The 13284-nt window shown below is 68.8% G+C and carries 10 protein-coding genes; 6 read left to right on the forward strand and 4 right to left on the reverse strand.

The genetic code is table 11. The annotated features are described in order from the left end of the window. Positions 1 to 17: 17 nt before the first annotated feature. The 5 genes from K9D25_RS08730 (at position 18) to treY (ending at position 8376) form a co-directional block, all read left to right on the forward strand. Positions 18 to 1493: a methyl-accepting chemotaxis protein gene (locus K9D25_RS08730; protein ID WP_244450463.1), complete on the forward strand. Its 1476-nt coding sequence runs from the start codon at positions 18 to 20 to the stop codon at positions 1491 to 1493. 191 nt (positions 1494 to 1684) lie between these two features. Continuing rightward, entirely contained in the window at positions 1685 to 1933 is a 249-nt protein-coding gene (locus tag K9D25_RS08735; protein ID WP_244450464.1) for a hypothetical protein, read from the forward strand. Positions 1934 to 2027: 94 nt separating this feature from the next. Beyond that, a complete protein-coding gene (gene glgX, locus K9D25_RS08740) occupies positions 2028 to 4091 on the forward strand; it encodes a glycogen debranching protein GlgX (RefSeq protein ID WP_244450465.1) in 2064 nt (687 codons plus the stop codon). After that, entirely contained in the window at positions 4088 to 5863 is a 1776-nt protein-coding gene (gene treZ / locus K9D25_RS08745; protein WP_244450466.1) for a malto-oligosyltrehalose trehalohydrolase, read from the forward strand. Before glgX ends, treZ begins: the two co-directional genes overlap by 4 nt. Beyond that, a complete protein-coding gene (treY, locus tag K9D25_RS08750) occupies positions 5860 to 8376 on the forward strand; it encodes a malto-oligosyltrehalose synthase (RefSeq protein WP_244450467.1) in 2517 nt (838 codons plus the stop codon). The genes treZ and treY overlap by 4 nt, the downstream gene beginning before the upstream one ends. A 7-nt stretch (positions 8377 to 8383) precedes the next feature. Here the strand turns inward: treY and K9D25_RS08755 are convergent, their stop codons facing one another. From K9D25_RS08755 to K9D25_RS08770, 4 genes are all read right to left on the reverse strand, one after another. Continuing rightward, entirely contained in the window at positions 8384 to 9334 is a 951-nt protein-coding gene (locus K9D25_RS08755; RefSeq protein ID WP_244450468.1) for a dicarboxylate transporter/tellurite-resistance protein TehA, read from the reverse strand. A gap of 70 nt (positions 9335 to 9404) precedes the next feature. Further along, a complete protein-coding gene (phnE, locus tag K9D25_RS08760) occupies positions 9405 to 10217 on the reverse strand; it encodes a phosphonate ABC transporter, permease protein PhnE (RefSeq protein WP_244450469.1) in 813 nt (270 codons plus the stop codon). Further along, positions 10210 to 11073, reverse strand: coding sequence for a phosphonate ABC transporter ATP-binding protein (locus tag K9D25_RS08765; protein ID WP_244450470.1), 864 nt, complete (start codon positions 11071 to 11073; stop codon positions 10210 to 10212). Before K9D25_RS08765 ends, phnE begins: the two co-directional genes overlap by 8 nt. A gap of 71 nt (positions 11074 to 11144) precedes the next feature. Next, on the reverse strand, positions 11145 to 12002 hold the full coding sequence (locus tag K9D25_RS08770) for a PhnD/SsuA/transferrin family substrate-binding protein (RefSeq protein ID WP_244450471.1): 858 nt from the start codon (positions 12000 to 12002) through the stop codon (positions 11145 to 11147). 102 nt (positions 12003 to 12104) lie between these two features. On the opposite strand from K9D25_RS08770, the gene K9D25_RS08775 reads away from it, so the two are divergent. Continuing rightward, on the forward strand, positions 12105 to 13283 hold the full coding sequence (locus K9D25_RS08775; RefSeq protein WP_244450472.1) for an alpha-D-ribose 1-methylphosphonate 5-triphosphate diphosphatase: 1179 nt from the start codon (positions 12105 to 12107) through the stop codon (positions 13281 to 13283). The last annotated feature ends 1 nt before the right edge of the window (position 13284 follow it).

A 13284-nucleotide genomic window follows, 5' to 3' on the forward strand; every position in this document is an offset into this window, starting at 1 on the left:
CCCGACCGGAGATCGGCATGAGCCCCGCCTCGCTTTATTCCCTCAAGCGCCGCTCCTCGGCGCGCGCCTTCGACGCCGCCCTGCTGGACGACCTGCCCGCAGCCATCCTCATGTGCGACCCCCATACGGGCGGGATCGACTACGCCAATGCGCGATCAAAGGCGCTGTATGAGACGATCCGGCACGCGCTGCCCAAGGCGCCGCCGGAGATCGTCGGCGCCTCGCTCAGCCTGTTCACCCTCGATCTCGCCTCCGCCGGCGACCGCCCGGCGCGCGGCGACCTTCAGCCCTTCTCCCGGGATGTGCACCTTGGCAACGAGGTGCTGCGCTTCGCCCTCTCGCCCCTGCGCAATGCCCGGGGCGAGTGCCAGCATGTGCAGGTGATGTGGAGCGTGGAAACGGCGGCGCTGATCGCCGAGGCCAAGATCCGGCGGCTGATGCAGATGGTCGATCAGATGCCGATCAATGTGATGACCTGCTCTCTCGACGGCTTCATCATCGACTACGCCAACCGCACCAGCCTCAACACGCTTCAGCGCATCGAGCAGCACCTGCCGATCAAGGCGTCCGAGCTGATCGGCTCCTCCATCGACGTGTTCCACAAGAAGCCGGAAATGCAGCGCCACATGCTGGCGGATGCCTCGCGGCTGCCGCACACGGCGCGGATCAAGGTCGGCCCGGAGACGCTCAATCTCTCCGTTTCCGCACTGATGACGCCCGATGGCCATTATGACGGGCCGATGCTGACCTGGGCGCTGGTGACGGACACGGTGAAGGTGGCCGCCAGCGTCACCTCGGTCATCGAGGAGATGAACCAGTCCTCCGCCGCCATGGAGGCTGCCAGCACCGATCTCGACAATCTCAGCCGCCAGAGCGAGGAGATGACCTCCTCCGTCGCCGCCTCGGCGGTGGAAATGTCGGTGTCCTTCGGCGAGGTCAGCAAGCAGATTCACAACGCGACCGCCATGACCACGCAGGCGGCCGAGCGTGCCACCTCGGCCGACGGGCTGGTCGGCGGGCTGGTGGCGAGCATCGAGCGCATTGGCAACATCTCGGCGATGATCGAGCGCATCGCCTCGCAGACCAATCTCCTCGCCCTCAATGCCGCCATCGAGGCCGCCCGCGTCGGCGAAGCCGGCAAGGGCTTCGCGGTGGTCGCCTCCGAGGTGAAGGAACTGGCGCTGCAGACCGCCAACGCCACCAAGGAGATCAGCACCCAGGTCGGTGCGGTGCAGCAGGCCAGCAGCGACGCGGCGCGGGCGGTGAGCGAGATCACCCACAGTGTCGGCACGCTGCGCGATGTGTTCTCGACCCTCTCCGCCGCGGTGGAGGAACAGAGCGTCACCAATGCCTCGGTGACCGAGAGCATCAACGGCGTCTCGCGCATCTCCGGCCAGATCCGGGGCACGGCGGGGCAGATCGAACAGGTTTCCGATGCCGTCTCCGCGCTTGGCGGGCGGCTACGCGACGAAGTGAAGGTGCTGACCGCCTGAGCGACGAGCGGGCCGGGCACCCGCGAGACATCCCGTTCCTGCACAACCTCCCAAGGGCCGGCTTCCGCCGGCCTCTTTTTTGCGTTCTCTCGCCACTTGGGTGCCGCAGAATCGGCCGCTTCCCTCTCCCCACAGGGAACCTTTTCGCGCGGACCTGCGTTTTGTGCTCGATCCGACACATGAGAGCACCCATGTCCGACTGCTACTGGGACGCTGATCTGGAACGCCCGCTGCGCACGCGCGAGGGCGGTCGCCTGCGCACGCTTCGCGACGCTTACGAATTTGTCGGCACCCGCAGCGCCTGTCCCGGCCATCCCCTGGTCAAGACCACGCTCGGCGCGCTTGCCACTGCGGCGCGGAGCGGGGCGCCGCTGGATCTGCGCCGCGCGCTGGAGCGCACGGTGCGCCTCATGCGCGCCAACCATTGGGGCTGGGGCTGACGCTCCACTCTCCGGCCGTTCCGGATGTGCCACGCGCCGCCCCCGCGGCGCGAATGACTGAACGCGTCCTTTTCCTCCTTCTGGTGACCCCATCATGCGCAAGATATTGCCCGGTTCTGCCTTTCCGCTCGGCGTGACGGTCGACGGGAGAGGAACGAATTTTGCGCTCTTCTCGGACAATGCCGTCGGGGTGACGCTGTGCCTGTTCGACCGCTATGGCCAGACGGAGCTGGAGCGCATCGACCTGCATGAATGCACCAATGGCGTCTGGCACTGCTATCTGCCGGGCGTCGGGCGCGGGCAGGTTTATGGCTGGCGCGTCCACGGCCCGTGGGCGCCCGAAGTCGGCCACCGTTTCAACCCGAACAAGCTGCTGCTCGACCCCTATGCCCGCATGCTGGTCGGCAATATCGAATGGGATGACGCGCTTTACGGCTACACGATCGGCGCCGGCGACGATGCCGACCTGATCATGGACGGACGTGACAGCGCCCCCTTCATGCCTAAGGCCCGCGTCGTCGCCGGCACGCCGATGGCGGCGACACAGCACCCGCGCGTCTCCTGGGCCAAGACGGTGATCTATGAGGGCCATGTGCGCGGGCTGACCATGCGCCACCCGCTGATCCCGGAATCCATTCGCGGCACCTTCACCGCGCTCGGCCAGCCGGAATTCATCGACTACCTCGCCAAGCTCGGCGTCACCGCGCTGGAACTGCTGCCCGTTCACGCCTTCACCCAGGACCGGCACCTTCTCGATCGGGGCCTCGCCAATTACTGGGGCTACAACACGCTGAACTTCTTCGCCCCGGAGCCGCGTTATCTCGGCGAGGACGGGCTCGACGCCATTGGCGAAGCGGTGGACCGGCTGCATCAGGCCGGCATCGAGATCATTCTCGACGTGGTCTACAACCACACCTGCGAGGGCAACCATCTCGGGCCGACGCTCTCCTTCAAGGGCATCGACAACGCGTCCTATTACCGGCTGCTGCCGGGCAATGGCCGCTATTATGACGACCTCACCGGCTGCGGAAACTCGGTGAACACCGACCATCCCCGCGTGCTGCAGATGGTGATGGACTCACTTCGCATGTGGGCGTCCATCTACGGCATTGACGGCTTCCGCTTCGACCTCGCCACCACGCTCGGCCGCCGGCCGGACGGGTTCGATCCCGGCCATGCCTTCTTCAACGCCATTCTCCAGGACCCGACGCTGGGCGGGCTGAAGCTGATCGCCGAGCCGTGGGATGTCGGCCCCGGCGGCTACCAGCTCGGCGCCTTCCCGCCCGGCTTCTCCGAATGGAACGGCGACTACCGCGACAAGGTGCGCGAATTCTGGTGCGGTTCGGAAGGGCTGCTGCCGAGCTTCGCCACCCGCTTCGCCGCCTCGCAGGACATCTTTTCGGAAGGGCGCCGCCGGCCGTGGTCGAGCCTCAATTTCATCACCGCCCATGACGGTTTCACCCTGCACGACCTCGTCACCTATAATGACAAGCACAATGAGGCCAATGGCGAGGATGGCCGCGACGGCCATGACGACAATAAGAGCTGGAACTGCGGAGTCGAAGGCGAGACCGACGACCCCGCGATCAACGCGCTGCGCCGCCGGCAGAAGCGCAATTTGATCGCCACTTTGTTCCTCAGCCAGGGCGTGCCCATGCTGCTGGCGGGCGACGAGCGTTCGAACTCGCAGGGCGGCAACAACAACGCCTATTGCCAGGACAATGAGATCGGCTGGGTCGACTGGTCGAATGAAGACCCGGAGCTGCCGGAATTCGTTGCCCGCCTCGCCCAGCTGCGAAAAGTCCATTCCTGCCTGTCGCGGCCGGAATTCCTCACCGGCTCGCGCAATGAGATGGGCCAGCCGGATGTCGCCTGGTTCAACAATGGCGGCACGCGGATGACCGAGGAGAACTGGGCCGATCCGCATTCGAAATGCCTCACCCTGCGCCTCGCGCCGGTGCTGCCCGAGGAGCCGTCGCTGGTGATCATGCTCAACGCCTCGCATGTCGATGTCGATTTCGTCGCCCCGCCGGTGCAGTCCGGCCATTGGGAAGCGATCCTCGCCACCGGCGACGATCTTGAAGGCGCGAGTCTCGACGGCGGTGGCACCTTCGGCGTGCCGGCCCGCACCCTCATCGTGTGGGAATGGCGGGCATGAACAGCACGTTCGGCCCGCTGATCGCGGGCGCCACCACACGCTTTCGCCTGTTCGCCCCGCAAGCCGCCACCGTGAGCCTTGAGATCGACGGCGCGGGACCGGTGGCGATGGAGAAAGGCGCGGACGGCTTCTTCACCGCCGCTGTCGACGGGCTCAATGCCGGCACGCGCTATCGCTTCCGCCTCGGCGAGGGGCAGGCCGGCCTCGCCGTGCCCGATCCCGCCTCGCGCGGGCAGGCAGAAGATGCCGATGGCTGGAGCCTCGTCCCCGCGCCGGTCCCCTCCAGCGCGCCCGGCCCGTCGCGGCCCTGGCATGAGGCCATCATCGCCGAGGTGCATGTCGGCACCGCCACGCCGGAAGGCACGTTCCGCGCGCTGATCGACCGGTTGGATCATTACCGCGATGCCGGCTTCACGGTTATCGAGTTGTTGCCGGTCGCCGATTTCGCCGGGCGCCGCAACTGGGGCTATGACGGCGTGCTGCTCTACGCGCCCGACACCGCCTATGGCACGCCGGAGGATTTGCGCGCGCTGATCGACGCCGCGCATGAGCGCGGCCTCGGCATGATGCTCGATGTCGTCTACAACCATTTTGGCCCGAGCGGGAATTACCTGCCGCTCTACGCCAAATCCTTCTTCCGCGCGGATATCGACACCCCCTGGGGCCCGGCGATCGACCTCGAAAACCCTGTTGTCCGGGCCTTCTTCAGCGAGAACGCCGCCTATTGGCTCGCCGAATTCGGCTTTGACGGGCTGCGCTTCGACGCGGTGCATGCGCTGGCGACCACGGGCGCCGAGACCTTCCTGCGCGAGATCGCGGCCGCCTGCCGGGCGGTGAAGCGGGACGCCTGGCTGGTGCTGGAGAACCACGACAACATCGCCGGCTGGATGACGCGCGACGACCATCTCTACGACGCGCAATGGAACGACGACTGGCACCATGCCTTCCATGTGCTGGCGAGCGGCGAGCGCACCGGCTATTACGCGCCCTATGCGCGCGATGCCGTCGCCGCCGCCGGCCGGGCGCTTTCCGAGGGCTTCGTCTTCCAGGGCGAGCCCTATCCCGGCGAGGGCGGGCACCCGCGCGGCACGGTGAGCAAGGAACTCGCGCCCGACGCTTTCGTCGCCTTCGCCCAGAACCACGACCATATCGGCAACCGCCCGCTCGGCGACCGGCTGGCGGCGGGTCTGGCGCCGGAGCGGCTCGCCTTCCTGCGCTTCGTGCTGATGCTCTCGCCCGCCATTCCGCTGCTGTTCCAGGGCGAGGAGGCGCTGCTGTCGCAGCCCTTCCCGTTCTTCTGCGATTTCGAGGGCGATCTCGCCGAGGCGGTGCGCAATGGCCGGCGCAGCGAGTTCGCCGATTTCTTCGACGCCCATGGCGAAAGCTTCCCCGACCCGCTGAGCGAAGCCACCTTCATCTCCGCCAAGCTGAAGGCGGAGGATTTCCGGACCCCGCAAGCGCGGGCGGAACTCGACATCTTCCGCCGGCTGGCGGATGAGCGCCGCCGGCTGGTGTGGCCGCTGGCGGCGAGTGGCTATCGCGGCAGCGAACTCAGCCGCAGCGGCGAGGCGCTGCGGGTCGCCTGGCACTTCAACGCCGGCACGCTGGTGATGGTGCTGAATGGCGGCCGGCAGGCGGCCACGCTCGACCCGATGACCGGCATTGCCGGCATGCCGGCCGGGGCCAGCACCGGCGGAGTGATCCACGAAGCCGAGGGCAAGCTCACCCTCGGCCCCTTCGCCGCCGCCGTCTGGAGCCTCGCGCCCGCATGAACCCGCCGCTTCGCGCCACCTACCGCCTGCAGTTCCATCGCGGCTTCACCTTTGCCGATGCCGAGGGGCTGGTGCCCTATCTCGCCGAGCTCGGCATCAGCCATCTCTACGCCTCGCCGATCACCATGGCGGTGCCGGGCTCGACCCATGGCTATGACGTGGCCGACCCGACCCGCATCAACCTGGAGCTCGGCGGGGAGGAGGGGTTTGCGCGCCTCGCCGCCGCGCTGGTCGAGCGCGGCATGGGCGTGCTGCTCGACATCGTGCCCAACCACATGGCGGCGTCCAGCCACAACCCGTTCTGGAACGACATGCTGGAAGGCGGGCCGGGTTCGCCCGCCGCGCGCGTGTTCGATGTGAAATGGGAGAGCGGCCGGCTGCTGCTGCCGCTGCTCGGCGATCCGCTCAAAGCCACATGGGAGGCGGGCAGCCTGTCGCTGGAGGCCGATTACGCGCTGGGGCGGATCAATGTCGCCTATGCCGACCATCGCTTTCCGCTGCGCGCGACGAGCGTGGCCGCGCTGCTGCGCGCGGCGGGGCTTGAGGCGGCCGCCGCCGCGTTCGAGCGGGTGGAAGCCTCGCCCAGCGATGCCGGTCTCGGCGCGGCGCGGGTGGTGTTCACCGGCCTTGGCGACAGCGAGCGCGGCGCGCTCGACTCGGTCCTCGCGCAAGCGGACCTCGCCAGCCTGCTGGAGGACCAGCACTGGCGGCTCGCCTGGTGGCGGACGGCGGCGCATGATCTCAATTACCGCCGCTTCTTCAACATCACCGACCTTGCCGGCGTACGGGTCGAGGACCCCGAGGTGTTCGACCTCGTGCACCGCCTGCCGTTGGACCTGATCGCCCGCGGGCTCGTTCACGGCCTGCGCATCGACCATATTGACGGGCTGGTCGACCCCGCCGGCTATTGCGACAGGCTGCGCGCCGCGGTGGGTGCGGACGTGCCGCTCCTCGTCGAGAAGATATTGGAGCCGGGAGAGGTGCTTCGCCCGTGGCCGATTGAGGGCACCACCGGCTATGAGCGGCTGAACGACATCAACGCGCTCTGCGTCGACCCCGAGGGCTATCGCCGCTTCGAGGAGGCGCTGCGGACCCGCCATCTGCTCATCGGCGCGCTGCCCGAGCGGCTCGCCGACGCCAAGCGGCAGGTGCTGGAAGCGAGCCTGAAGGCCGAGGTCGACATTCTGGCGACTTTGGCCCGCGAGGGGCTGGACGCGGCGATGCAGGCCGGCGACCTCACCGACACCGCGATCCGCGACGCCGTGGTGGCGCTGCTCGCCCATTGCCCGGTCTACCGCTCCTACGCGACGCCCCAAGGCCATGCGCCCGAGGATGTGGCGATCTGGGAGGAGATCCGCGCCCGCATCGAAGCCAACGAGAACCCGCTCACCGCCGCCGCCGCCACGCTGCTGTTGCAGCGGGTGGAGCATCCCGAGCGGCCGAGCGACCATGAGTTCCGCTCGCGCTTCCAGCAGCTCAGCGGCCCGGCCATGGCCAAGGGTTTCGAGGACACGGAGCTGTATCGTTACCCCGTGCTGCTCTGCGCCAATGAGGTGGGCGGCAGCCTCAACCATCCCGCCCGCACGGCGGCGGAGATGCACGCGCTGAACGCGGCGCGGGCGCAGGCGGGGCTGAGCGATCTGATCCCGCTCGCCACCCACGACACCAAGCGCGGCCCCGGTCCTCGCGCCCGGCTCGCCGCGCTCAGCCACCAGCCCGCGCACTGGCTCGCCTTCACCGAGGAGGCGCGGGAGCTTGTCGCGCCGCTGCTGCGCGAGGAGGCGGGCATGGCGATGCCCGACCCGCTCGATGCGCATATGATCCTGCAAACGCTGGTCTCGGCCTGGCCGATCAGCGCCGAGCGCATGGCCGGCTACATCACCAAGGCGCTGCGCGAGGCCAAGCGCCACAGCAATTGGGAAACGCCGAACGCGCCTTATGAGGAGGCCTGCCTCGCCTTCGCCGCCGGGCTGATCGAGGCGCCGGAGGCGGCCGGCTTCCGCGCGCGAATGGAGGCGCTGCTGGCGGAAATCGCGCCGGCCGGGCGGCTGGTCGGCCTCACCCAGCTCATCCTCCAGCACACGCTGCCGGGCACGCCGGACCTTTATCAGGGCACGGAATTCCGCGATTTCTCGCTGGTCGATCCGGATAATCGCCGCCCGGTCGACTGGGCGGCGCGGCAGGCGGCGCTGCACGGCGAGGACACTTCGGAGGCCGGCGACGCCGAGTATTTCCGGCTGACGCGGGCGCTGCTGGCGCTCCGCCAGCGCAATGGCGCTCTGACGGGTGGGGACTACCGGCCTCTCGACATGGCGTCCGGCCGCGTCGGCTGGTTCGGCTTCGAGCGCAGGCGCGGCGAGGAGGCGGTGCGCGTCGTTGTGCCGACGCGCCTGCCGGCCGATGTGGGCGAGGCGAAGGTGCCGGGCGACTTCATCGCGCCGGGCTGGCGGGTACTCGACGCGCTTGGCCCGGATGCGCCGTTCCTGATCGCGGAACGCGGCGCGGCGCGCTGAGCGCGGCTCAGCCCGGCCTGCGGCGAAAGAAGCCGATGACGCCGACAAGGCTGCGCAGCGCGATCCAGCCGATGATTGCGTTGCCGGCGACGAACAGCGCCAGCGCCATCTGCGTCACCGGCGCGCCGGCGCCCTGTTCCACCAGCTTCAGCGCGGCGAGCGGCAGGCTGGCCACGCCGAAGGTGTAGCCCCAGGCGCCGGGCCCGAAGGGCTGTTGGCGCAGCCAGGGCACGAGGCGCAGCATTACCAGCGCGAGAAAGCAGCCATAGCCGAACAGAGCCAGCGCCGCCCGGTCCGCCGGCCCCGGCGCTAGCGAGAGATAGGCGACGCAGGCCACCGCTGGCGGCGCCAGTTCCATGCCGAGGCTTGCGCGGGCGGTGGCCGGTAGCCCGTGCTGGAACAGCCGGGTGAGGAACACCGATTCCATGGAGAGCCACGAGAACACCCCCATGCCGAAGAACATCCAGCCTAGCGCCGGCTGGCCGAAGGTGGCGCTGGCGATGCCGGCGACCAGCCCGCCGCCGACGGTGGGCAGATAGAGGATCGGCGTCACCTCCTGCGGCGCCCGCCCGCCCTGCCACAGCCCGCCGACGCTCCAGGCAGCATAGAGCGCGACCCCGGCCGCCCCGGCGATGAACAGGCCCCAGCCGAGCAGCGGCACATGCGGGCCGATGGCGATGGCGGCGATGAGGGTGGAAACCGGCGCCAGCGCGGCGATGAGGCCCTGCGCGGGGTGGCGTATTTCCTCACGCGCGGCGGCGGGGTGGAATCGCCATTTCAGCGCGTAGAGCACGCTCCACAGCAGCCAGAGCCCGAAGGCGAGCACGGCCAGCGCCTCGCCGATCAGCACCGGCGCGCCCCACAGCCGGCTCGCCACCCGCCAGCCATTGGCGAGGCCGCCAATGCCGAGCACGGTGCCGAAGAAGATGGGGCGCATGTGGAGGAGGAAGGAGGTCACGAATGGGCACCTGTCGCTTGAGCCGCGACACTTACCCCCTCGCTCCGCGGAAAGCACCCTCCGCGCGGGTCTACTGGAACTTCGCCCGCAGCCGGTCGGTGAGGAATTCCATCGCCAGCACGATGACGAAGATGGCGAGGATGATGGCCGAGGCGTTGCGGTACTGGAACAGGTCGAACGCCACTTTCAGTTCCTGCCCGATGCCGCCGGCGCCGACGAGGCCGAGCACCACCGAGGCCCGCACCGCCTTTTCCAGCGCGAAGAGCGAGGAGTTGATCAGCGTCGGCATCACATCCGGCAGGATCGCCCCCAGAAGCACGCTGACGCGGTTGGCGCCGATGGCATGCAGCGCCTCCTGCGGTTTCTTGTCGGCCTCCTCCATCGCCTCGGCGAAGAAGCGGCCGCAAAAGCCGATCGTGTCGACGACGATGGTCATGGTACCCGCCACCGCGCCGAGGCCGAGCGTCGAGACGAAGAGCAGCGCCCAGACGAGATCGGGCACGGTGCGGAACAGCGACACCAGCGCGCGCGGGAAATGCCGCAGCGCGCCGAGCGGGGAAATGCCGCGCGCGGCCAGCCAGCCCATGGGCAGGCTGATGAGCACGCCGAACACGGTGCCGACGAGGGCGATCTGCAGCGTCTCCAGAATCCGCCAGCCCATGCGCTGGAGAAAGCCGGGGTCGGTGTTGGGCGGCAGCATGCGGCCGACCAGGTCGGCCATGCGCGGCAGGCCGTTGGCGAGCTTTTCCGGCGAGGGCGCGACCTGCCCCATCGAGGCGAGAAAGAGGGCCGCGACGACGACGATGAGGGTAAAGGTCAGCGGCGACATCGAGGGAAGCCGCGAGGGCGGCAGGGCGCGCGGGGCGGTGGCGGCGTCAGCCATGGAACACGCCCTCCATGTCGCGCGCGGTCACCCGCGCGGTGGGCCGGTCGAAATGCACCTTGCCATCCTTGAGGGCGACGATGCGGTCGGAATAGTCGAGCGCGTGCTGCATGTCGTGCGTGGTGTAGACGAGGGTGATGCCGTGATCGCGGGCGAGATCGGAGAAGATGCGCATGATGTCCCGCCCCACCGCCGGGTCGAGGCTGGCGGCGGGCTCGTCGGCGATCAGCAGGCGCGGCCGGCGGATCAGCGCGCGGGCGATGGCGACGCGCTGCGCCTGCCCGCCGGACAATTGATCGGCGCGGGCGCCGGCCTTGTCGGCGAGGCGCACCTCGGCCAGCACCGCCATCGCCTCTTCGCGCCAGTGCTGCGGGGCGAGCGCATGGTGGAAGGCGCGCCAGCTGCCGGGCAGGCCGAGCTTGCCCTGAATGACATTGGTGAGCACGCTCTGCCGCCCGACCAGCCCGTGATTCTGGAACACGAAGCCGATCTGCCGGCGCAGGCGGGCGAGCTGCGCGGCGCTGGGGGCGGCCAGGAAGCGCTCGCCCAGCGTGGTGATCTCGCCGAGTGTCGTCGGCAAAAGGCCGATCAGGCATTTGAGCAGGGTGGATTTGCCCGCGCCATTGGAGCCGATGAGCGCGACGCGCTGGTCGGCGCGGATGTCGAGATCGACCCCGGCGAACACGCGCTGCCCGTTGGGATAGGTCTTGGCGAGGCCGCGCGCGCCGATGATCTGCGGGGCGAGCACCGGCGCTGGCGCCTTCACCAGCGGGCCGATCGGCGGATTGCCGGTGTCGGCCGGGCTGAGGCCAGCGAGATGTGGCACGGAAACGGGCTCGATCGGAACGCGCTCCATGGCGGCCTCCATCGCGGAAAACAGAGAAGCGCCGGACGGGGCAGGGCCCGCCCGGCGCGTCGGGGCGGGCGTCAGTTGATGAAGCTGCCGAAGCTCTCGATGCCGATGGTGCGGTACATCGAGCGGACATAGTCGTAATCGCTGTCCGTCACGTCGGTGATGAAGACGCCGCCCTTGAACTTCTGATTGTCCTCGCCCTTGAGCACGGCGTTCATCAGCTCGTTGCCATGCTTGAGGAAGGCTTCGCGCACCTTCACGAACACCTCCTCGGGAATGTCCTTGCGGGCGACGAGGATGTCGTTCGGCAGGTCGCGGCCACGGGCGACGACGGCGAAGGCGGCGTTGGGGAACGCCTTGCGGATGGAGTTGAGATGGCCATAGTTCAGGCCGATGGCGGCGATGTCGCCGCGGATCAGCGCTTCCGCCGCGACGTTGCGGGAGATGATGACGCCCTCATAATCCTTGCCGTACATGATGCCGAAATCGGCGAGCACCTGCGCCGGGCCGAGATGCTGCGAGGTGGAGCCGACCGAGCCGAAGGAGACCTTCTTGCCCTTGAGGTCGTCGATGGAGCGGATCGGCCCGTTGGCCAGCACCGCGATTTGCGCGAAATAGTCCGGCCGCTGCCAGGCGACGACGATGCGCGGGTCGCTGAGCTGCTTCATGACGACATATTCGGCCGGGCCGGTGAGCACGAGCTCGACATGGCCGGAATTCATCGCCTCGACGGCGGCGGTGCGCGAACTGACCGGGATCAGCTCGATGTCGAGCCCGGTGAGCTTCGACAGCTCCTTCTGGAAGCCACCGAACTCCTGCTGCAGCGCCTCCAGCCCTTCAATGTCGGTCACGGCGAAACGCACGGGTTCGGCGCTTGCGGCGAAGGCGGTCACCACGGTGATGGCGAGAGCGGAAACAAGCCTGCGAAACATTTTGTGCCCTTTGCTGTATAGACAGGAACTGTGGACTGCGATTATCTGTATAGACAGCGTATGACGCATACGTGACAGTGACCCAGAGGCGGCGAGGCAAGAATGAGCGTGCGTATCGAGAACGGGCTGGCGCTGGTGGACGGCCGGTGGAGCGACGAGCCGCTGGTGCTGCGCGCCGCGCTTCTGGCCGATGACGCCGCCGGCGGAGTGCCCACACGGGTGATCGACGCGTCGGGCCTGCTGGTGCTGCCGGGGATCGTCGACATTCACGGCGACGCCTTCGAGCGCCACATCATGCCGCGCCCGGGCGTGCGTTTCGACACCACGCTCGCCTTGCGCGACACCGACCGGCAGCTGGTGGCCAACGGCATCACCACCGCCTTTCACGGCGTCACCATTTCCTGGGAGCCGGGCCTGCGCTCGGTGGAAGCGGCGCGCGCCTTCGTCGCCACGCTGATGGCCCTTCGCGGCGGCCTCGCCTGCGACACCCGCCTGCATCTGCGCTGGGAGACCTTCGCGCTGGAGGCGATGGAAGAGGTGCGCGGCTGGCTGGCGCTCGCCCCCACGCCGATCCTCGCCTTCAACGACCACACGACCGGCTCGGTGCTGAAGGGCACCATCGCCCGCAAGATCGGCCAGATGGCGGAGCGCTCCGGCCTCAGCCAGGACGATTACCGCGCGTTGCTGGACCGCGTGTGGGGTGCGCGCGAGGCCGTGCCCGCCGCCATTGAGAGCCTCGCCGCCAGCGCACGGGCCAATGGCAATGTGCTGCTCGCCCATGACGAGAATTCGCCGGACGAGCGCGCCCGCTTCCGCGCGCTGGGCGCGGTGGCGTCCGAATTCCCGATGAACCCCGAGACCGCGCAAGCCGCCCGCGACGCCGGCGAGGATGTGATCCTCGGCGCGCCGAATGTGGTGCGCGGCGGCAGCCATAATGGCGCGCAGAGCGCGGGCGAGGCGGTGGCCGCCGGGCGCTGCACCGTGCTGACCAGCGACTATCATTACCCCTCGCCGCTCTATGCGGCCTTCACCCTGGCGGCGGGGAATCGCGACGCGCTGGCGCGCCACTGGCCGCTCATCTCCGCCAATCCCGCCCGCGTCGCCCGTCTGGAGGATCGCGGCCGGCTGGCGCCGGGGCAGCGGGCGGACCTGATCCTTGTCGATGCCTCCGACATGGCGCATCCAGAAGTGGTGGCGACGCTGGTCGAAGGGCGTATCGTCTATGCGCGCCGGGCGGTGGAGCATCGGCCGATCGCGGGCGTGGCGCAGGCGGCGGAGTGAG

This window comes from Ancylobacter polymorphus, assembly GCF_022836935.1.
Classification (GTDB): Bacteria; Pseudomonadota; Alphaproteobacteria; order Rhizobiales; family Xanthobacteraceae; genus Ancylobacter; species Ancylobacter polymorphus_A.

What these genes read in the sequence shown, in the direction of transcription:
- K9D25_RS08730 (WP_244450463.1), top strand. Translation starts at nt 18, where the DNA reads ATGAGCCCCGCCTCGCTTTATTCCCTCAAGCGCCGCTCCTCGGCGCGC.
- K9D25_RS08735 (WP_244450464.1), top strand. Translation starts at nt 1,685, where the DNA reads ATGTCCGACTGCTACTGGGACGCTGATCTGGAACGCCCGCTGCGCACG.
- glgX (WP_244450465.1), top strand. Translation starts at nt 2,028, where the DNA reads ATGCGCAAGATATTGCCCGGTTCTGCCTTTCCGCTCGGCGTGACGGTC.
- treZ (WP_244450466.1), top strand. Translation starts at nt 4,088, where the DNA reads ATGAACAGCACGTTCGGCCCGCTGATCGCGGGCGCCACCACACGCTTT.
- treY (WP_244450467.1), top strand. Translation starts at nt 5,860, where the DNA reads ATGAACCCGCCGCTTCGCGCCACCTACCGCCTGCAGTTCCATCGCGGC.
- phnE (WP_244450469.1), bottom strand. Translation starts at nt 10,217, where the DNA reads ATGGCTGACGCCGCCACCGCCCCGCGCGCCCTGCCGCCCTCGCGGCTT.
- K9D25_RS08765 (WP_244450470.1), bottom strand. Translation starts at nt 11,073, where the DNA reads ATGGAGCGCGTTCCGATCGAGCCCGTTTCCGTGCCACATCTCGCTGGC.
- K9D25_RS08770 (WP_244450471.1), bottom strand. Translation starts at nt 12,002, where the DNA reads ATGTTTCGCAGGCTTGTTTCCGCTCTCGCCATCACCGTGGTGACCGCC.
- K9D25_RS08775 (WP_244450472.1), top strand. Translation starts at nt 12,105, where the DNA reads ATGAGCGTGCGTATCGAGAACGGGCTGGCGCTGGTGGACGGCCGGTGG.